Origin of the sequence: Pontibacter aydingkolensis (assembly GCF_019443125.1) — a bacterium.
Classification (GTDB): Bacteria; Bacteroidota; Bacteroidia; order Cytophagales; family Hymenobacteraceae; genus Pontibacter; species Pontibacter aydingkolensis.
Genome location: NZ_JAHYXK010000009.1, coordinates 163,423 through 182,410, shown reverse-complemented (window position 1 = coordinate 182,410; position 18,988 = coordinate 163,423). Strand labels below are relative to the sequence as shown.

General features: G+C 44.6%; 19 protein-coding genes. 12 read left to right on the top strand and 7 right to left on the bottom strand.

What is annotated here, in order from left to right; all coding sequences use genetic code 11:
- Nucleotides 1–211: 211 nt before the first annotated feature.
- Together K0O23_RS12635 and K0O23_RS12630 are read left to right on the top strand one after the other, a co-directional pair.
- Entirely contained in the window at nt 212–547 is a 336-nt protein-coding gene (locus K0O23_RS12635) for a YbaB/EbfC family nucleoid-associated protein (RefSeq protein WP_219877784.1), read from the top strand.
- Nucleotides 537–1,559 (top strand): glycosyltransferase family 2 protein, encoded by a 1,023-nt coding sequence (locus K0O23_RS12630; RefSeq protein ID WP_219877783.1) that lies wholly within the window; start codon nt 537–539, stop codon nt 1,557–1,559. Before K0O23_RS12635 ends, K0O23_RS12630 begins: the two co-directional genes overlap by 11 nt.
- Here the strand turns inward: K0O23_RS12630 and K0O23_RS12625 are convergent.
- A complete protein-coding gene (locus tag K0O23_RS12625; protein ID WP_219877782.1) occupies nt 1,554–1,772 on the bottom strand; it encodes a PspC domain-containing protein in 219 nt (72 codons plus the stop codon). The genes K0O23_RS12630 and K0O23_RS12625 overlap by 6 nt on opposite strands.
- Before the next feature lie 227 nt (nt 1,773–1,999).
- Between K0O23_RS12625 and K0O23_RS12620 the strand changes: the two genes are divergently transcribed.
- Together K0O23_RS12620 and K0O23_RS12615 are read left to right on the top strand one after the other, a co-directional pair.
- A complete protein-coding gene (locus tag K0O23_RS12620) occupies nt 2,000–3,694 on the top strand; it encodes a tetratricopeptide repeat protein (protein ID WP_219877781.1) in 1,695 nt (564 codons plus the stop codon).
- Between the two features lie 87 nt (nt 3,695–3,781).
- Complete coding sequence (locus K0O23_RS12615; RefSeq protein ID WP_219877780.1) at nt 3,782–4,765, top strand: pyruvate dehydrogenase complex E1 component subunit beta; 984 nt, start codon at nt 3,782–3,784, stop codon at nt 4,763–4,765.
- A 32-nt stretch (nt 4,766–4,797) separates the two neighbouring features.
- Here K0O23_RS12615 and K0O23_RS12610 read toward each other — a convergent pair whose 3' ends face one another.
- The 3 genes from K0O23_RS12610 to K0O23_RS12600 form a co-directional block, all read right to left on the bottom strand.
- A complete protein-coding gene (locus K0O23_RS12610; protein ID WP_219877779.1) occupies nt 4,798–5,754 on the bottom strand; it encodes a YihY/virulence factor BrkB family protein in 957 nt (318 codons plus the stop codon).
- 142 nt (nt 5,755–5,896) lie between these two features.
- A complete protein-coding gene (locus K0O23_RS12605) occupies nt 5,897–6,571 on the bottom strand; it encodes a nitroreductase family protein (RefSeq protein WP_219877778.1) in 675 nt (224 codons plus the stop codon).
- Nucleotides 6,572–6,634: 63 nt separating this feature from the next.
- Complete coding sequence (locus tag K0O23_RS12600) at nt 6,635–7,342, bottom strand: class I SAM-dependent methyltransferase (protein WP_219877777.1); 708 nt, start codon at nt 7,340–7,342, stop codon at nt 6,635–6,637.
- 234 nt (nt 7,343–7,576) lie between these two features.
- On the opposite strand from K0O23_RS12600, the gene K0O23_RS12595 reads away from it, so the two are divergent.
- Entirely contained in the window at nt 7,577–8,113 is a 537-nt protein-coding gene (locus K0O23_RS12595; RefSeq protein ID WP_219877776.1) for a DinB family protein, read from the top strand.
- A gap of 317 nt (nt 8,114–8,430) precedes the next feature.
- Nucleotides 8,431–8,898, top strand: a complete 468-nt coding sequence (locus tag K0O23_RS12590; RefSeq protein WP_219877775.1) for a MaoC family dehydratase — start codon at nt 8,431–8,433, stop codon at nt 8,896–8,898.
- A gap of 80 nt (nt 8,899–8,978) precedes the next feature.
- Here the strand turns inward: K0O23_RS12590 and K0O23_RS12585 are convergent, their stop codons facing one another.
- Complete coding sequence (locus K0O23_RS12585; protein WP_219877774.1) at nt 8,979–9,248, bottom strand: hypothetical protein; 270 nt, start codon at nt 9,246–9,248, stop codon at nt 8,979–8,981.
- 236 nt (nt 9,249–9,484) lie between these two features.
- On the opposite strand from K0O23_RS12585, the gene K0O23_RS12580 reads away from it, so the two are divergent.
- The 4 genes from K0O23_RS12580 (at nt 9,485) to K0O23_RS12565 (ending at nt 13,490) form a co-directional block, all read left to right on the top strand.
- A complete protein-coding gene (locus tag K0O23_RS12580; RefSeq protein WP_246597079.1) occupies nt 9,485–10,408 on the top strand; it encodes a LysR family transcriptional regulator in 924 nt (307 codons plus the stop codon).
- A gap of 77 nt (nt 10,409–10,485) precedes the next feature.
- The gene (locus tag K0O23_RS12575) at nt 10,486–11,685 is read left to right on the top strand and encodes a threonine synthase (RefSeq protein ID WP_219877773.1); all 1,200 of its coding nucleotides are present in this window, start codon (nt 10,486–10,488) and stop codon (nt 11,683–11,685) included.
- Nucleotides 11,686–11,978: 293 nt separating this feature from the next.
- On the top strand, nt 11,979–12,881 hold the full coding sequence (locus K0O23_RS12570; protein WP_219877772.1) for a polysaccharide deacetylase family protein: 903 nt from the start codon (nt 11,979–11,981) through the stop codon (nt 12,879–12,881).
- A 9-nt stretch (nt 12,882–12,890) separates the two neighbouring features.
- Nucleotides 12,891–13,490, top strand: coding sequence for a DUF429 domain-containing protein (locus K0O23_RS12565; protein ID WP_219877771.1), 600 nt, complete (start codon nt 12,891–12,893; stop codon nt 13,488–13,490).
- Here K0O23_RS12565 and K0O23_RS12560 read toward each other — a convergent pair.
- The gene (locus tag K0O23_RS12560) at nt 13,487–14,089 is read right to left on the bottom strand and encodes a hypothetical protein (RefSeq protein ID WP_219877770.1); all 603 of its coding nucleotides are present in this window, start codon (nt 14,087–14,089) and stop codon (nt 13,487–13,489) included. The genes K0O23_RS12565 and K0O23_RS12560 overlap by 4 nt on opposite strands.
- Nucleotides 14,090–14,483: 394 nt before the next feature.
- On the opposite strand from K0O23_RS12560, the gene K0O23_RS12555 reads away from it, so the two are divergent.
- Both K0O23_RS12555 and K0O23_RS12550 read left to right on the top strand, forming a co-directional pair.
- A complete protein-coding gene (locus K0O23_RS12555) occupies nt 14,484–14,957 on the top strand; it encodes a nucleoside deaminase (protein ID WP_219877769.1) in 474 nt (157 codons plus the stop codon).
- A gap of 250 nt (nt 14,958–15,207) precedes the next feature.
- Nucleotides 15,208–17,538, top strand: coding sequence for a response regulator (locus K0O23_RS12550; RefSeq protein WP_219877768.1), 2,331 nt, complete (start codon nt 15,208–15,210; stop codon nt 17,536–17,538).
- A gap of 70 nt (nt 17,539–17,608) precedes the next feature.
- On the opposite strand, the gene ffh is transcribed toward K0O23_RS12550, so the two are convergent.
- The gene (gene ffh, locus K0O23_RS12545) at nt 17,609–18,943 is read right to left on the bottom strand and encodes a signal recognition particle protein (RefSeq protein WP_219877767.1); all 1,335 of its coding nucleotides are present in this window, start codon (nt 18,941–18,943) and stop codon (nt 17,609–17,611) included.
- Nucleotides 18,944–18,988 lie beyond the last annotated feature (45 nt).

The following is an 18,988-nucleotide window of genomic DNA, read 5'->3' as shown; positions in this document are numbered from 1 at the left end:
CCATTTGGTTAACCTTATATTATAGCAGGTATAATCATACTTTTTAATGGCAAATAAATATTGAACACATAAACAGAATTATACTTTATGGCTGCTTCATATTAATTGTTGATAATTATACATTAAGCATTGTAAGTATAATGCTTGTATATTTGCACCTATGCGCATTTGCATAAGCACTGCGTAATTCCTACATCTAAAAGAAGAAACTATGTTTGATATGTTCGGCATGATGGGCAAGATGAAAGAGGTCCAGGCCAAAATGAAAGAGGCACAGGAAAAACTGAAAGATATAACTGTAACGGCAGAGTCTGGGGCAGGTCTTGTTAAGGCAACTGTAAATGGCCAGCGCAAACTGTTAAAGATTGAGATCGACCCATCTATACTTAATCAAAACGATCAGGATATGGTAAACGACCTGGTGGTGGCAGCTGTGAACAATGCCATGCTTACTGCCGGAGAGCGCGCACAGGAAGAAATGAAAAAAAGTACCGAAGGTTTATTACCCAATATCCCAGGCTTAGACTTAGGCAACTTTGGCTTATAATCCGGCTCATACGGCCGTAGTTATCCTGAACTGGAACGGACTGCGGTTTTTACAACAGTATCTGCCATCGGTGGTGGCGCATAGCGGCAATTGCGAAGTAATCGTAGCCGACAATGCCTCCACTGATGGCTCTGTTGCTTTTTTGCAGGAGCATTTCCCGCAGGTAAGGCTTATACTCCTGGACCAGAATTATGGCTTTTGTGAAGGTTATAATAAGGCACTGCGGCAGGTAGAGGCGAAATATTACGTATTGCTAAACTCTGATGTGCATGTGCCCGAAGGCTGGACGCTTCCTATACTTGAGCTGATGGAAGCGGATGAGAACATTGCTGTTTGCCAGCCTAAGATCTTATCGGAGCAACACCCTGAATTTTTTGAATATGCCGGAGCCGGCGGTGGCATGATTGATACATTGGGCTACCCTTTTTGCCGTGGCCGACTTTTTGAGACACTGGAAGAAGACAAAGGGCAGTATAACGATGTGCAGGAGATTTTCTGGGCAACCGGGGCCTGCATGTTTGTTCGGGCTAATGTTTTCCATGGCCTGGGAGGTCTGGAGCCAGCCTTTTTTGCGCACATGGAAGAAATTGACTTTTGCTGGCGCGCCCAAAATACCGGTTACAAAGTAATGTACAACGGCCACAGCAAAGTATATCATGTGGGTGGCGGCACTTTGCACAAATCTAACCCGCGCAAAACTTTCCTTAATTTCCGTAACGGCTTTGCCCTTTTGTATAAGAATTTACCTGCCAATGAGCTTATTCCTACGCTTGCACTGCGTGTAATACTTGATTGGATAGCGGCTTTCAGAATGTTGCTTGCCGGGCAAACAAGGGATGCCAGGGCAGTTTTAGATGCCCACGCTAATTTATTGCGAAACAGCGGTTACTGGGGGAGGCAGCGAAAGGCACACTACCATAAAGGCAATTTCCTGGCGCAACCGGGCGTTTACAAAGGCAGTGTTGTGTGGGAATACTTTGTGCGCCAAAAACGTACCATCAGAGATCTATAAGTCCCAAACGGTGCTGCGCTCACGGCGAAGATGCTTGCTGATATTCATCCAAAAGGCCAGCATCAGGTAAATAAGCACCGGTGAACCCATGGTAAGAAATGAAACATAGATGAAGGTTAGGCGGATGCTGCTGGTAGCAAAGCCAAGTTTTTCACCCAGCATCGTACACACACCAAATGCCTGCGATTCGATAAAGTACTGTAGCCGTCTCATTAGATTTTAAGGTAATTAGGATATAAAATTATCGCAATTTATACTATTGTCAAAATAATTTAAGCTGCGACAGGTATCCCTTGCAACGAATAAAAAATGATTGTAATGTACTTGTTTACGACTAAAGCTTAGTTCGGGATATGCAAAACTATCAATTTCATAGAAAAACACCCTTCTGTTTTGTTCTGTTTATTACAATGTTTGCCTCAGGTTGCACCCTGTCGCGGATGGTAAAAATCGCAGAAAAAGAGCAAAAAATAACCGTTGAGCCAAGTCCGTTGGTTGCCCGCGGCCAGTTGGTATCCTTCGAGATAAAAGGCCAGGTACCCCAAAAGCTTATAAAGGACAAGCAGCGCTACAAGCTGGATCTATATTATGAATACGACCAGCAGGTGCGTGAGGACGTAGGCTCTTTGAATTTTGAATTTGGAGAGTTTATTTATGAGCGCAGCATCCCGACTATCACCAAGCAAATGTCTTTCCCACATGCACCCAAAAAAGAGGAAGGCAGGTTAATGGTACAGGGCATGGCCATCGACAATAAAACCGGCGATGTAAAGTATGCAGAGCCCAAACAAATAGCCATTGGCCTGAACACCACTCCCCTGCTGCTGGTGCGTAACAATGCCTACGATTTTATACCTGATAACTACAAAGAGGAAGCCGGGAAACCTGCAACGCTTACTTTTTATTTTGAGAAGAACCAAGCCAAATTGCGCAATTATATAGGTTCTAACCTGGAGGTGCTTGACAAGTATATTTCCGATAACGTAGAGTCGCAAAGTATAACCATTACCGCTGGCCAGGCCCCCGACGAAACAGGAACCGGCATTGCACAGGCAAGAGCCAGGGGGCTGGAGAATTATTACCGCCAGCAACTGCAGACAAACGACTACAGCAACAAAAATGTTAGTATAGAAACCGCAATCCAACCAAATAACCTCGACCTGCTACAACAAAAAGTACAGGCATCGGTACTGCCTAAAAAAGACAAGCAGGAAGTGCTAACTATACTTGCCACCGAAAAATCAGACAAAGAAAAAGTAAAGGCACTGGAGGCTACGAATGCACACGATTACCTGCAGCAGTATGTGTACCCTATTATGCGCACCGCCGAAGTAACTTTTAACTATAACCGCGACCGCAAAGCAGATTACGAGTTATACTTACTGGCCAAAAAGATAGCCGAGGAAAAAGTACCGGCCAGCGTACTGACAGAAGAAGAACTGCAGCATGCCGCTACCTTAACACCTTTGCTGGACGAAAAGCGCCGGTTTTACGAGGCAGCAGTAAAGTCTACGGACAAGTGGCCGGCTTATTATAACCTGGGTGTGGTATACTCTGAGATGGCACAAAAAGACTACAGGCCAAAGGCGAAGCAGGCACTGTTAGCCAAAGCCATTCATAACCTTACCTTTGCCGGTTTCCGGAACCCTACTGCCAAAGTACACTACAGCCTTGCCAGCGCCTACCACCAACGCAACGATTTTTTAGAAGCCCTGCAGTACTACGATTATGCTGTTAAGTTAGGCGGCTCAGAAGATGAACTGCAGCGCATTTTTGCGGATAAAGCTGCTTTGGAGATAGAAATTGGCCAGTACGACGACGCCATTGAGAGCCTGCGCTATGCCGGAAACAGCTACCAGACTAACATGAACCTGGGCTTAAGCTATTTGCTAAAAGAAAACTACGAAGGGGCTCAAAAATTTTATACTACAACTCTGGAGCAAAAACCCAAAGATGCACTGGCTTATTATAGTATGGCCATAATTGGTGCCCGCACAAAAAATGAGCAAATGCTTGAGGAGAACCTTCGTAGGGCTGTAAGAGCCGATCAAAGCTATATCCAGAAAGCCATTAACGACCTGGAGTTTAAGCCCTACCGCGACAAAGCAGCCTACAAAGACGCACTTATACGGTAACACATGGTGCTAAAAACTTACAGTTACATTGTAAATTGACAGACTTCTCTTAATTTTACCTTCTGAACAGAGAATTAAACATCTTATATGCGAAGTATACAGTTTAGAGAAGCCCTTCGTGAAGCTATGTCAGAGGAAATGCGCCGCGATAAAAGCGTGTTTCTTATGGGTGAAGAAGTAGCTGAGTATAACGGGGCTTACAAAGTTAGCCAGGGCATGCTGGACGAGTTTGGTCCGGAGCGTGTGATTGACACTCCTATTGCCGAGCTTGGTTTTGCCGGTATCGGTGTAGGTGCATCCATGAACGGCCTGCGTCCTATCATCGAGTTCATGACATTCAACTTCTCTTTAGTAGCCATTGACCAGGTAATCAACTCTGCTGCTAAAATGATGTCGATGTCTGGTGGCCAGTACTCTTGCCCGATGGTTTTCCGTGGCCCTACTGGTAGCGCTGGTATGCTTTCTTCGCAGCACTCACAGAACTTCGAGAACTGGTATGCTAACACGCCGGGTCTTAAAGTAGTGGTGCCATCTAACCCTTACGATGCAAAAGGCCTGATGAAATCTGCCATCCGCGACAACGACCCGGTTATTTTCATGGAGTCGGAGCAAATGTATGGCGATAAAGGTGAAGTGCCTGAAGAAGAGTACCTGATCCCGATTGGCGTTGCTGATATTAAGCGCGAAGGTTCTGACGTAACCATCGTTTCGTTTGGCAAGATGATGAAAGTTGTGCTGGCTGCTGCCGAAGAACTGGCAAAAGACGGTATCAACGCTGAAGTTATTGACTTGCGCACGGTTCGCCCTATCGACTATAAAACACTGGTAGAGTCTGTTAAAAAGACTAACCGCATGGTAGTTGTTGAGGAGGCTTGGCCGCTGGCGTCTATCTCTGCGGAACTTGCTTACCACATACAGAGCAACGCGTTTGATTACATGGATGCTCCGGTTAAGCGTGTAACCTGTCGCGATGTGCCGCTTCCTTATGCACCAACTTTAATTGAGGCTTCTTTGCCAAATATTGAGCGTACAATTGAGGCTGTTAAACAAGTAATGTACAAGAAAGCATAACCTGCTTTAAATCCTGATAAGAAAGGCGACTCTCATAAAGGGTCGCCTTTTCCTTTTTCTTTCTCCTGTATTTCCCCGGTATCCGGGTCCATCTCTACTTCTTTCTTTTTTACTTTAACAGCTGTATCGTCGGGTTGTATGCCTCTATCGTGCACACGGGAATACACTTGTGTAAACTCTGCGCCAAACAGGAAGATAATCGAAGTATAAAATACCCATACAAGAATCAGAACCAGCGAACCAGCTGCGCCATAAGTGTCGGCCAAGGGGTCGTGCTGAAAATATATGTTAAGGATATACTTACCCAGCACAAAAAGTATGGCTGTTACAAAAGCGCCAATCCAAACGTTCTTCCACTTTATTTTGGCATCGGGCAGTACCCGGTAAATAGCCGCAAAAATGGTGGCGCTAATGAGTATAGAGATAAGCATATTTCCAATTGTAATAAAGTAAACTGCCACCCCCGAAAATTGCTCACTCAGATAGCGGTATAAAATGCCCAGAACCACATCGACCGAAAGCGAAACCAGCAGCAGAAATCCCATACTTATCACCATAGCCAGCGACAGCACCCGGTTTATGATCAGCTTAAGCCACCCTTTTTCCGGCTTGGCTTTTACTTCCCACATGGCATTGAGCGAGTCCTGTAAGGCTACAAAAACTGTAGTAGCAGAAAAAATCATAGTCGCTACACCTACAAGGGTCCCGATCGTGCTGGACTCAGACACACTTGCATTCTCGATTATACTTTGGATCTGAGAGGCGCTGCCACGCCCTACAATTCCTCCGATCTGCTGTACCAATTCTCCCTGAACAGCATCCTGACCAAAAGCCGCTCCAGCTATTCTGATAGTGATGATAAGAATGGCAGGCAAGGAAAAAATGGTATAAAAGCCAATAATCGCAGCATAATCAAGTGGATTATCATCCACAAACTCTTTGAAGGTCCTTTTGGTAATATCCCAGGTAGAGGCTATACGCTTATTCATGTACGTTTCAAATTATCCTTTAATATCTGGCAGGCTGAGAAAATTTTATTTCAGACCCATGCCATTACACATGATAACCTATTCATACGGTACTTAAACAGCTTACGATATCAGGTAGCGTAAATCCTAGTATGGTAAAAAACTACTCATACCATTCCGACACCTCTTGCAGCGGCTTTCTTTCAAGATCGGGCACGAGCACATTATCTGCCGCATAGCCTACAGGTAGCAACAAGTATGGCCGTTCGTTAGCGGGGCGGTTCAGCAGCTTTGTAAGGAAGTTCATGGGGCTGGGTGTGTGCGTTAACGTTACCAAACCAGCCTGGTGTATGGCTGAGATCAGAAAGCCGCAGGCAATACCCACAGACTCAGACACATAGTAATTATTCCGCTTGCTGCCATCCTCTTTTACATCATAGATCTTCTTAAAAACGATGATAAGCCAGGGAGCTACTTCCAGAAACGGTTTTTGCCAGTCGGTACCCAAAGGTGCCAGGTCTTCGAGCCACTCAGGGGTCATGCGGCCGTTGTAGCTTTCAAACTCTTCTTTTTCGGCTGCCTCACGGATCTGCTTTTTAAGGGCAGTGGCAGAAATAGCACAAAAGGTCCAGGGCTGTTTGTGGGCACCTGAGGGTGCCGTAGAGGCTGTAAGTATCAGGTTTTCGATTACCTCACGCGAAACACGTTTATCCGAGAACTCCCGCACAGAACGACGGCTGTCCATTAACTTGTAATAGGCTGCTGCTTTATCCTGGGTTTCTGCTTCAGATAGCTTTGCGGGATGATAAGGAATAAAGGGAAAAGAGGTTATGGCCATTTGATTACTTTTTGACTTTATTAAATCTACTAAAAAGTATAGCTATTTTACACGCTCCCTAAATTAGGGCAGGCTAAGCTTAGCCAGGTAGTTGCCCATATCGCCTTCGTACATCACCTCAAAAGTATAACCGTGTTTGGTGGCGTAGTCTTCCAGTATGGCAGGGTCTATGAACAGCCAGTCGAACCAGCCACTCTCCTGCTCTTTATACTTCATGTTATACTTTACCTCGCCGTAATAACCGGCATTCAGGTCCAGCAGTACAGAGCCATCTTCATCTTCGTACATATAAAGTATATCCGACGACTCCAGTAAGATCTGGCCACCAGGGTTAAGCAGGGTTTTGGCGTGTTGCAAAAAGCGATCCAGGCCATCCAGTGTACCTGCTATGCCGATTCCGTTCATCAGCAGCAGCAGGGTATCATACTTGCCGGTAACGTCAAATATATCCTGATGTAAAACATGCTTAACGCCTTGCTTCTGCATTACCGCTGCAGCGCCTTGAGAAATATCCAGGGCAGTAACTTCGTAGCCTAGTTTTTGGAGGGCCAGGGCATGACAACCGGCTCCGGCGCCAATGTCCAGCACTTTTCCTTTACTAGTTTGTAGGGCAATCTGCTCCATTTCCGGCATCTCCGAAAAAGCCCTGAACAGGTACTGCACTGGTATAAAATCATCTTCGGCCAGATTGCTTTCTACAGTTATTTCAGCTTTTTTCTCTCCAGCCAGGTACTCTGATACTGCAAGGCCAATTGGGTCGTTATTATTCATGGTAACATTAATCAGGATGTAAAGTAAAGCACAAATTATTTATTTAGAAATAGAAATTTGAACAAATCAAATTATATACAAAAAACTATACTCTTTAATACTACTACATATCAGATAGTTACATCAAAAATTACGACACCCTTTGTTGTATTAATCAAAAAAATCGCTAGATTTAGCCGTAGTATGTAATCTATTATCAGAATGAGCACAGCAGCGTACAGTCATATTGAACTTATGAATCCCAGACTTGAAATAAAGTATCTTAACCTGGAAAAGTCTCGCAACCGCTTACTCGACGTGTTAGAAGGCCTCGACGATGACATACTGAACACACCTCCTGCTGAAGGTAAATGGTCTATCAACCAGATCATATACCACCTTATAGAAGTAGAAAAACTGACGACTGGTTACGTAGCCAATAAACTACAGAAAAAGGAAAGCCTGGTAACATCCTCTTTTACGCATAGTTTTAAATCGTTGCTGCTAAAACTGGCCTTACGTTCCGGCCGCAAGTATAAAGCCCCTGCTGTAGTGGCTGATGTTCCTGATACAGTGATGCTCCATAAAATGCGCCAGCATTGGGACGACACGCGCTTTAAGCTAGAAGATGTGTTAAACGAGGTTCCCGGGGAGTTGATGGATAAATGCTTATTTAAACACCCGTATGTCGGCCCGCTTTCCATCACCCAAACACTTAGCTTTCTTCAAGACCACTTCGATCATCACGAACGCCAGATACAGCAGTTGATGAAAAATCTGGTGAAGCTGTAATTTGGTTGCTTTTCCAATTCAGGCATTTACCATTGTAGCTATACTTTTGCTTGTTTATTTCAAAAGCGTGCTGAATTCTGATTTTGCTCAAGTTTAGTTTAATGTTTTAATTTATAATGGGTATTCTTTCAAGAATTCCAGGCTAATCTCTTCTTAAGTCCGGAATGACATAAGTGAGACGGCTCTCAAACTCTTTTTCCTATTTCACTTTCTCAAAAGCAAAAAGAACTTATATTTACAAATAGCTAAAACCCTATACTTGATTAAAAGTATACATTAGCTGCTGCATACCAGACAAACAACAAACGAACTATAACATGAGCAAATTAACCATCACAAGCTTCGACGACTTTGCGAAGTATGAAGGGGAAGAACTTGGCGTATCAGATTACCACATCATCACTCAGGAGCAGATTCAGAAGTTTGCAGATGCCACGCTTGATCACCAGTGGATACACCTGGACCAGGAACGCGCAAAAACTGAATCTCCGTTTGGCAACACCATTGCACACGGCTATTTAACAGTATCGCTTCTGCCCTATCTGTGGTCTCAGATCATAAGCATAGAGAACCTTAAAATGCAGGTAAACTATGGCATGGAAGAGCTTCGTTTTAACCAGCCGGTTTTGGTTGATGGTGCTGTTCGCTTAAGAGCTAAACTGCTGTCGCTTAAAAACCTGCGTGGCATTGCAAAAGCCCAGATAGAAGTTGTGATGGAAATTAAAGACAACAAAAAGCCAGCCTTTAACGGGGTTGTTACCTTCCTGTATCACTTTAACGACTAAAGTATAATCTAAAGCACAAATAGCCGCGGCTTCTCTTAAAATTGAGAAGCCGCGGCTATTCTTTTATTCAGGCTATGGTTTTATTTGTTACCGCCGGTATTGTTCTCTCCTCCCTGGCCCGTTTTCTCTCTGCCGCTTTCCGTGCCGCTGCGGTTATCTCTGTTCTTAGCGTTCCAGGCGCCCTGGCCTTGCTGCTGGCTGGCTGTGGCCTTCGTACCATCGGTGCCCAAATCTACGGCACCTTTATAGTTTGCAGTGTTCGCTGCGTCTTTAGGCACATGCGTAGCGTTTGCGTTACTATCTGGTTTGTTTCCTTTCTGCGAGCTGTTCTTATTTTTGTTATCAGACATATCTTTATACTTTAAGTTCATTAATAATTTACCTGCCAACTAGCATATACTCCTATAAATGTACGCCGCTGTCCGGCAGATGTTTTCATAAAAGCACTTGAGCAAAGGCCTTTTACCTTGTTTGTAATAAGTATAGGTTACCACAAACAGCAGCCCCAGCAGGTTAAAATCGTGGAAGTATACCGCTTTACCAGAAACTGTTATTACATTAGTAAAGTAGTTTTGTAGTATAAACTTTGGCCATACTTTACGCTATGCTATCACACCGCCATGATATCTTTTTTGAGGTTGCCCGCGAACTGAGCTTTACAAAAGCCAGCCAGAGCCTGTACATCAGCCAGTCTGCTATAAGCAAACACGTAAAAGCCCTGGAGGAGTATTACAAAGTTGGCCTGTTTGAGCGACATGGCAATACGGTAAGCCTAACACCTGCCGGAAGCCTTTTATACCAGAAACTACTCTCTGCTCGACAACTGCAACACCAGCTGTACGAAGAGTTTAAAAGCGTTAGTACAGATTTTAACCCGCAGGTACGCATGGTGATAGGTTCCAGCACCACCATTTCGCTTTACGTGCTGCCGCCATTGCTTTCTACTTACCTGCAGCAGCACCCCAATGTACAGATAACCCTGAAGAACCGTAACAGCGAAAACATACTTAAAGCTCTGCTGGAGCACGAGATCGACCTGGGTATAATTGAGGGATTAAACAAGGTGAGCAATGTAAGCTACACCCCTTTTGTTACCGATGAGGTAATTGCCGTTTGCTCTTCACAGAGTCCGTTGGCCGGGCAAACGCTGCAACTCAAAGACCTCTATACTTTGCCCCTTGCATTGCGCGAACATGGCTCTGGTACATTAGAATCATTGGAAGATGCGCTAAACAAAAAGCAGGTCAAACTAAACGACATACCCGTTAAAATTAGACTAGGCGGTACAGAGGCATTGAAGAACTTTGTGCGGGCAGATACCTGTCTATCCTTTTTACCGAAGCCTGCTGTGCGCAAAGAGCTGGAAACCGGAGAATTAACTGAGGTGCCGGTTGTAGGACTGCAGATAAAAAGAGCCTTCCATTTTATACAGCGCAAAGGCACGGAAAATGATATACTCTACAAGAATTTCATCCGGTTTATCAAACGCCAGTATTCCAAAACGGAATAGCCCATTCCTAATTTGCATTTGGTTTCATCATAGCTTTGGTCCAATTTGCCGTATGCAAAAAGGTATCAAATCATAACATGGAACCCACTACTCAAACCCTAAGCAATATTTCACATTTAACCTGTTCTGCCTGCGGAGCAACCCATTCAGCTTTTCAACCACAATTAGTTTCGGAGTGCTGCCAACTGCCCCTGGAGTCGCAGTATGAAATTACAGAGCCACTATCGAAAAGTATTCTAAATGGCCGGGAGGGCACTATGTGGCGTTACCGTGAAATGCTGCCAGTTTTCTCCGACGAAAATATTGTGAGCCTTGGCGAAGGCTTTACTCCTATACTTTCATTATACAACTTAGCTAAAAAGTATAACCTTAGCCATCTACTGCTGAAAGATGAAGGCAAGAACCCAACCGGATCGTTTAAAGCGCGCGGACTAAGTATGGCTATCTCTAAAGCAAAAGAGTTTGAGGCAGAGGGGTGCATTATTCCTACCGCCGGCAATGCAGGTGTGGCCATGGCTGCTTATTGTGCAAAAGCCGGTATGAAAGCAGTTGTGGTAATGCCACGCCACACGCCAAAAGCATTTAAAGAAGAGTGTTACTGGTATGGTGCCGATGTGCAACTGGTAGATGGCCTTATCAACGATTGTGCCGCGCGTGCTAAGGAATTGAATGCCGATGGCAGTTTACTGGATGTATCTACCCTGAAAGAGCCTTACCGCCTGGAAGGTAAAAAGACCATGGGTTACGAAATTGCTGAGCAGCTTAACTGGACCTTGCCTGATGTTATACTTTACCCGGCTGGTGGCGGCACTGGCCTTATCGGTATCTGGAAAGCCTTTAAAGAAATGCAGCAGCTTGGCTGGCTACCTAAAAGTATAAAACTACCGCGCATGGTGGCCGTGCAGGCATTCAACTGCCAGCCGCTGGTAGAAACATACTTTGGCCGCCAGGAAAACTGTAAGAACTATACCGGTAAACCTACCATTGCAAACGGTCTGGCTGTACCACGGCCCCTAGGCGAACACATGATGCTTAAGGTGCTGCACCAGTCCGGAGGAACGGCCATAAGTATAACCGAAAACGAAATGCTGGAAGGCCTGCAGGAACTCGGCAAAAGCGAAGGGCTTTTTGTTGCCCCCGAAGGTGCCGCCGTTTGGATGGCCGCACGCAAACTGGTTGATAACGGCACAATAGGCAGAGACGAGAAAATTCTGCTGCTAAACACAGGTTCTGGCCAGAAGTACATGGATAATGTAGAGGGGAAGTATAAAGTATAAAACTCACAGCCGGGCTTTCAGTATCGATGCTTAACATAAGCAAAAGCTGTCATCTCGACAGAAGGAGAGATCTATATAAAATTCTTGCAAGCCAGCACTCAAAAGTGCTCTCCTTCTGTCGAGATGACAAAATCGCTGGTGTACTTTTTAATTCGATGGCATTGTATATTTGGAGTGGATAACTAAGTAGCTGGAAAGGGATGTCGCTACTAAAGTTATTTAACTAAAATCACTATCTACTTTAATTTCCGGTAAGTATAAATGAGTATATTGATGCTCATACTAAACAGCATATGCGTACTATTTATACCCTTACCTTTTTAGGCTTTTCTACAGTAATGGCGGGCCTTTTAACTTCCTGCGACAGCGCAAAGCCAGAAGAAAGAACAGCCGTAAAGGCAGCGCCTGCCAGCTTACCGGATTCAGCTCAGGTTATACTTGCCTCTACTGAACAGGCGTCTGTTGCGGTAACAGCCCCAATTATAAATTTAAGTGCCGATGCAGCCGCTATACTGGCAAAACCTCAGGTGCCTATACTTTGCTACCACCAGGTGCGCGACTGGCGCGATTCCGACTCAAAACAAGCCCGCGATTATATTGTGCCTACTGCGGTTTTTAGAGATCAGATGCAGATGTTGGCTGATAGCGGGTATCATACTATTTTGCCCGATCAGCTGATGGCTTACCTAACCACAGGTGCACCGCTACCGGAAAAGCCCGTCATGATCACCTTCGATGATACCAACCTGGATCAGTACACCAATGCGCTACCAGAATTGGAGAAGCATAATTTTAAGGCGGTATACTTTATCATGACAGTATCACTTAACAGACCCCGCTACATGACCAGGGAGCAGGTAAAAGAACTTTCAGATAAAGGCCACGCCATCGGAAGCCATACCTGGGACCACCACAACGTGAAAAAGTATGAAGGTAACGACTGGATAACGCAGGTAGCAAAGCCAAAAAAAGTACTCGAAGAGATCACTGGAAAACCCGTTACCTACTTTGCTTACCCTTTTGGCCTCTGGAACAAAGAAGCCATACCTGAATTAAAAAATAACGGCATGACCGCAGCTTTCCAGCTGGCCGCCAAACGCGATGAGCAGGACCCATTGTTCACGATCAGGCGTATAATTGCGAGTGGCTACTGGAGCCCCATCAGACTTTATAAAAACTTAGAAGGCAGCTTTTAATACGCACTTATGAGCCAGGCAGTAAATTTTATAGGAGTTGATTATGGCTCTAAACTGGCTGGCACCACAGCGGCTGCTTATGTAGCCGGCGGCCAATTGCAGATAAGCCAAAGCCAGCGTGGCCAAAATGCCGATGAATGGTTGTGGCAACTGGTTAATACACTGCAGCCTAAAGCTATATTTATAGATGCTCCGCTTACCTTACCAAAGGTGTACACACAAGGCGTTTATACTTCTGCGACAGAATATTTTTACAGGGCCTGCGACAGAGAGGTACAGGCTATGTCGCCGATGTTTATCGGGGGCTTAACGGCCCGCGCCATACAGTTTAGGGCAAAATTGAGTGAGACGGGTATTGCTATACTGGAAACCTATCCCAGCCAATTGGCTAAATTGCTCTTCAGCCATTTGCAAGACTACAAAAAAAGCCCTGTAGCACTTCCTGTTTTCACAGACGCGCTGCAGGGCCTTCTTCCTTTTCAATTAAAACAGCCTCCTGTTAACTGGCACCAGTTCGATAGCCTGCTGGCATGGTTTAGCAGTTATCGCCACAACCAGGGGCAGTCTATACTTTACGGCGATGCCACAGAAGGCCGCATTATAGTTTAATTACCGTCTACATCATCTGCCGTCTCCAGGGTTGTAAACTCCAGTTGCAGGGCTTTTATTTTTACCTCCGTGTCAGTAGGGATGTCAGAGATTTCGCCTTTGCGCTTATTCAGCGACTCCAGCACCATCTTGGCCATTTCCCAGTCTTCGTTACTCCAGGTACCTTTATTTTGCCGTACGTTATCCATAAACGTAATGTAAGCCTCACGCACATTTGTGTTGTTTATGGTGCTCATATTAGCATAATTGCCCAGCAGTGTGCTTTGCCATTCTGTTAAATTACTTTGCTGGCGGCTTTGCATATAGCGGATATCCGCATCGTTAAACTCTTGCTTTAACTGCTGATATTCTTCTTTTACCTCCGTACTGAAGTTGCTTTGCATCTGGTCAAGTTCATCGGTGCGTGTCCTGAAATCAGCCTTTGCCCTTTGCCAGTCTTCTTCTGTTCTGTCAGCCACATTGGAGGTCGTATTCCCAATCCAGGTTCTGAAGTCAGACAATACATCTTCTGTTTCTCTTTCTGCCTCCTTTGTTGTAGAGCATGCACTAGTCAGTATCACAAAAAACAGCATACTTAACCACAGTGTTAATTTTCTCATAGTTGTAATAATTTGGTTTAAGATAACTTCTCATACGCGCAAAAGAATTATTGGATAAATACTACTAAAATTACTTTGGCAAAAAAGTATTATAACTTGCTAATAGCTAAACAATTACAAAATCCAATCGTATTAACTTATAGAATATGATTTATTACATTTAATAATGCTATAATTCAAATACAAGCTTTAATAGCAGCTAAAGAATGAAATAGCCTATGCTACGAGTATGCACCCAAGGGCACAAGTGTAGTATAGGCTAATTTTTTTACGTGTAGTATGATAAATATGAATGCTGTATAACAGATGGGGCAGTAATTTAATAGTCACCTAACAAATTCTCTTTACTGAAGTATACTTTGCTGAGATATTTAGTCCGTCAAAAATTTACAGTATGCAAAAAAAGGAGCCCTACATGCGGGAGGCAATACGTTTGTCTGAAGAAAAAATGAAAGCTGGATTTGGAGGTCCTTTTGGCGCTGTGATAGTACGCAATGATGAGATTATTGCCAGGGGCTTTAATAACGTACTCTCCTCCAACGACCCTACAGCACATGCCGAAGTAGATGCCATCCGGAAAGCATGTCAGTTGCTTGGTGACTTTCAACTCCCTGACTGTGAACTATACACCAGCTGCGAACCCTGCCCTATGTGTTTGGGAGCAATCTACTGGGCCAGGCTTAAAAAAGTATACTACGGCAACACCCGCCAGGACGCAGCCAGCATTGGATTTGACGACAACTTTATTTACGAAGAAATAAACGTGCCCGTTGATAAACGCCATATACCCATGCAGCAATTATTGCCTCACGAAGCAAAATCGGCTTTTAAAGCCTGGCAGGAAATGGAAAGCAAGCAAAATTACTAAGCAGCATTTCCTTTAGCTGGTCTATTCCAGATTTTGTAATAAAGCCTGGAGCAGAAGAATAAATTCCGGAATGTAAGGCCACATTTTTTTGTAGCAGATATTCGTTATTTAAATATTTTGCAGTAAGGTTTACACTAGCTTTTGTAATTTATTTTTATCAATTTGTGCTGATTTGATCTAACCTATTTACAAATAGAAAACGGGCTTTTATAAAACATAGATAATATTAACAGGTTCAGACTTTTACCTTGTGCCCACTTTAACATACACCTCAGGTAACGCCATTAAAGAATACAAACTGCTCGTAATTGGCCAAGGCGAAATAGAGCAGACGGCCAGGTACGCCTTAAGCATTGCTATCCATAAGGCTAAAATTTACACTTCAGGCGCAGCATCAGAAGGGCTTAGACTCTTGCAGCAGCACAGTTTCGATTGCGTGCTGCTAAACTTTAGCTTACCAGACATGAATTGCCTGGAAGTTCTGGAAAGTATTAATTTTTTACATAGAACAACGCCGGTAGTAGTTATCACCGCAACCGAAAATGCCCCATTAACGGAACAGGCATTGCAACTGGGTGCTGCTGAATGCCTGCCCATAAGTGCATTGACTCCGGAAAGTACGCCGCATTTTATCCGTAACGCCATCAGGTTAAAGCAGGCAGAGGTGGAACGGCTTCGCACGGGAGAGAAACTGCGCTCCAGCGAAGAACAACTGGAGTTTCTGGTATCAAATACCCCAACTGCTTTCTGGAACATCGATGCCAAAGGTAATTTTAAGTTTGCCAGCGGTATGGGTTTTGAGCAGATCGGCATTCACCCTGAAGACATCATCGGAAATAATTTCTACGATGTTTTTAAGGCTTATCCCAGGATTGTAGGCCGATTTAAGCGCACACTTAGCGGAGAAGTGGTACAGGCTGTTGATGAAACGAACGGACTTTTCTTTAAGTCCCACTACGTGCCGGTTTACGACGAACAAGGCCATATCACAGGAGTGACAGGTTTTGCAGTAGATATAACCGAAAGGGTGAAGAATGAGCGTGAACTGCTAAAGGCCAAGGAGGTTGCTGAAAACTCTTCTCGTATTAAAGAACAGTTCCTGGCTAACATCAGCCACGAAATACGCACTCCCATGAACGGCATTATCGGCCTGGCAAACGTATTGCGTAAAACTGAACTGGAACCGGAACAGCAGAAATACCTCAACGCCATCCGTAAGTCAGCAGATAACCTGATGCAGATCATAAATGACTTGCTCGATTTTTCCAAGATATCTTCCAACCAGTTCGCGTTTGAGGAGGTGCAGTTTAACCTTGCAGAACTAGTGCAGGATATTGTGGATCTTATGGATAATAAAGCCAGGGAAAAACAAAACCAGCTCACTACTCATATTGGTGACGATGTGCCTTTACAGGTTAACGGAGACCCTTTGCGGCTAAGGCAGGTGATCCTGAACCTGGTAAGCAACGCAACTAAATTTACACAAAACGGGAAGATCAAGATATTAGTAAATGCCCTGGAGGAACATGCAGAAACCATTGTGCTGGAGTTTACAGTTGAGGATACGGGCATTGGAATACCTCCTGAAAAGCACAAAGCAGTTTTCGAAAGCTTTAACCAGGGCAGCAACGACACTACCCGTAAGTATGGCGGCACCGGTTTAGGACTTACAATCTCTAAAAACATAGTAGAGATGCAGGGTGGCACTATTTCAGTTCGCAGCCAGCCACAGGCAGGCAGTGCATTCACGTTCTCCATCCCGTTTAAAAAAGTACATAATCCAGAACAGCTGGCTGCAGAAAGTGCTATAGAAGAAGAGGAAGAAACATTTTTAAATAAACTATCAGGTATAAAAGTATTGCTCGCAGAGGATAATGAGATAAACCAGTTATTGCTTACTACCATACTTGCGAATTGGGGCGTAGAAACAGATGTAGTAACAAATGGCCTTGATGCGCTTGAAAAAGCATTTAGCAAACCCTATGACCTGATTTTAATGGATATGCAAATGCCAGTATTGGATGGTTATGAGGCTATTGAGCAACTTCGTGCCTCTGCGTGTGTTAATGCAAGCCTGCCAGTCATATCCCTTACCGCACATGCAGCGCATGATGAAATTAAAAAGTGCCTGGCTTCAGGTGCCACTGCGTATCTTTCAAAACCATTCGACACAAACGACCTTTTTAAAACCATTGTAAAGCTGATAAATCAGGAAGGCAAGTATAAAGGAGCTTCTGTAAACATGAAGGCTTTGAGAGGAATGGCTGGCAATAATACCTCCTTTATCCTGGAGATCCTGGAAATGTATATCGAAAGTACGCCAGGAGCCGTTGCCAAACTGCACGAACTGATTGAGTCTGATAAACTGGAAGAGGCACGGGTAGCCCTCTCAGAATTATATGACAGTATATCGGTTTTATCTGCCAAGCCGTTGCAATTTACCTTCGAGCGCATGGCAAGTGCTTTACACGTCAAAAACACTAAACTGCTGCAACGTAATGCAGCACAGGCCATTGTGGAGTGCAACGAACTTATCGAACTCCTACAACAAGAACATCGCAACGCCTCTGAAGCAGAATAGAGCCTAAAAAGCAGCGGGGACTATACTTTTGAAGTATAGTCCCCGCTGCTTTTTAGGCTTTAAATAAAGCTTAGCGCTTCATCATATTTGCCAGGTTACCCAACCCTCCGCGTTTACCAGACATCTTGTTCATCGAGCGCATCATTTTGCGCATGTCGTTAAACTGTTTCATCAGGTTGTTTACCTGCTGCACATCTGTGCCGCTGCCTTTGGCAATACGGGCACGTCGGCTTCCGCTGATCATATCCGGGTTCTCACGCTCAGCAGGAGTCATCGATTTAATAATAGCCTCAATAGGCTTAAAGGCATTGTCATCGATCTCCACATCTTTCAGGGCTTTGCCAACACCAGGTATCATACCCACCAGGTCTTTGATATCACCCATTTTCTTGATCTGCTCCAGCTGAGTAAGGAAGTCGTCAAAGTTAAACTGGTTCTTGCGGATCTTCTTGTTGATTCGCTTCGCCTCGTCCTCATCGAAGGCCTGCTGCGCACGCTCCACAAGGGAGATAACGTCACCCATGCCCAGGATACGTTGCGCCATACGATCAGGATAGAACAGGTCCAGCGCTTCCATTTTCTCACCGGTAGAGATAAACTTGATCGGTTTTTCTACAACAGCACGGATAGAAAGGGCAGCACCACCACGCGAGTCACCGTCTAACTTTGTAAGCACTACGCCATCAAAGTCGATGCGCTCGTTAAAGGTTTTGGCTGTGTTAACTGCATCCTGGCCTGTCATGGAGTCTACCACAAACAGGGTTTCGGTTGGCTTAACGGCAGCCTTGATCTCGGCTATTTCTTTCATCATCGCCTCGTCCACGGCCAAACGACCTGCGGTATCGATGATAACTACTTTCTTGTTTGTCTTTTTGGCGTGCTCGATGGCGTTAAGGGCAATCTGAACCGGATTCTTGTTATCCAACTCAGTGTACGCCTCTACTCCTACCTGTTCTGCAAGCACCTGCAGCTGGTTAATCGCAGCCGGACGGTATACGTCGCAGGCAGCTACCAGTACGTTACGGCCCTGCTTTTTAACGTAGCTGGCCAGTTTACCAGTAAAGGTTGTTTTACCCGAGCCCTGCAAACCTGCAATAAGTATAATAGCCGGATCGCCTTTCAGGTTAATGTCCTGCTTTTCGCCACCCATCAAAGCAGTCAGTTCTTCATGCACGATCTTGATCATTAACTGGCCCGGAGACACAGCGATCAATACATCGCGGCCTAAGGCTTCGTCTTTAATCTTATCGGTTACAGTTTTGGCTACTTTATAGTTAACGTCAGCATCTACAAGAGCACGGCGTATCTCTTTTATAGTTGCTGCAACGTTGATCTCGGTTATACTTCCCTGGCCTTTAAGCGTTTTAAACGCGCGGTCTAGTTTGTTACTTAAATTATCAAACATCTCTTTTTCTGGATTTACCTACAAAAATAAGGATTATACTGATGA

Bases quoted from the DNA above. Each gene is read 5' to 3' on its own strand.
- K0O23_RS12625 (WP_219877782.1), bottom strand. From the start codon at position 1,772: ATGAGACGGCTACAGTACTTTATCGAATCGCAGGCATTTGGTGTGTGT.
- K0O23_RS12620 (WP_219877781.1), top strand. From the start codon at position 2,000: ATGGTAAAAATCGCAGAAAAAGAGCAAAAAATAACCGTTGAGCCAAGT.
- K0O23_RS12610 (WP_219877779.1), bottom strand. From the start codon at position 5,754: ATGAATAAGCGTATAGCCTCTACCTGGGATATTACCAAAAGGACCTTC.
- K0O23_RS12560 (WP_219877770.1), bottom strand. From the start codon at position 14,089: ATGAGAAAATTAACACTGTGGTTAAGTATGCTGTTTTTTGTGATACTG.
- ffh (WP_219877767.1), bottom strand. From the start codon at position 18,943: ATGTTTGATAATTTAAGTAACAAACTAGACCGCGCGTTTAAAACGCTT.
- K0O23_RS12600 (WP_219877777.1), bottom strand. From the start codon at position 7,342: ATGAATAATAACGACCCAATTGGCCTTGCAGTATCAGAGTACCTGGCT.
- K0O23_RS12605 (WP_219877778.1), bottom strand. From the start codon at position 6,571: ATGGCCATAACCTCTTTTCCCTTTATTCCTTATCATCCCGCAAAGCTA.
- K0O23_RS12590 (WP_219877775.1), top strand. From the start codon at position 8,431: ATGAGCAAATTAACCATCACAAGCTTCGACGACTTTGCGAAGTATGAA.
- K0O23_RS12635 (WP_219877784.1), top strand. From the start codon at position 212: ATGTTTGATATGTTCGGCATGATGGGCAAGATGAAAGAGGTCCAGGCC.
- K0O23_RS12585 (WP_219877774.1), bottom strand. From the start codon at position 9,248: ATGTCTGATAACAAAAATAAGAACAGCTCGCAGAAAGGAAACAAACCA.
- K0O23_RS12595 (WP_219877776.1), top strand. From the start codon at position 7,577: ATGAATCCCAGACTTGAAATAAAGTATCTTAACCTGGAAAAGTCTCGC.
- K0O23_RS12575 (WP_219877773.1), top strand. From the start codon at position 10,486: ATGGAACCCACTACTCAAACCCTAAGCAATATTTCACATTTAACCTGT.
- K0O23_RS12565 (WP_219877771.1), top strand. From the start codon at position 12,891: ATGAGCCAGGCAGTAAATTTTATAGGAGTTGATTATGGCTCTAAACTG.
- K0O23_RS12615 (WP_219877780.1), top strand. From the start codon at position 3,782: ATGCGAAGTATACAGTTTAGAGAAGCCCTTCGTGAAGCTATGTCAGAG.
- K0O23_RS12570 (WP_219877772.1), top strand. From the start codon at position 11,979: ATGCGTACTATTTATACCCTTACCTTTTTAGGCTTTTCTACAGTAATG.
- K0O23_RS12555 (WP_219877769.1), top strand. From the start codon at position 14,484: ATGCAAAAAAAGGAGCCCTACATGCGGGAGGCAATACGTTTGTCTGAA.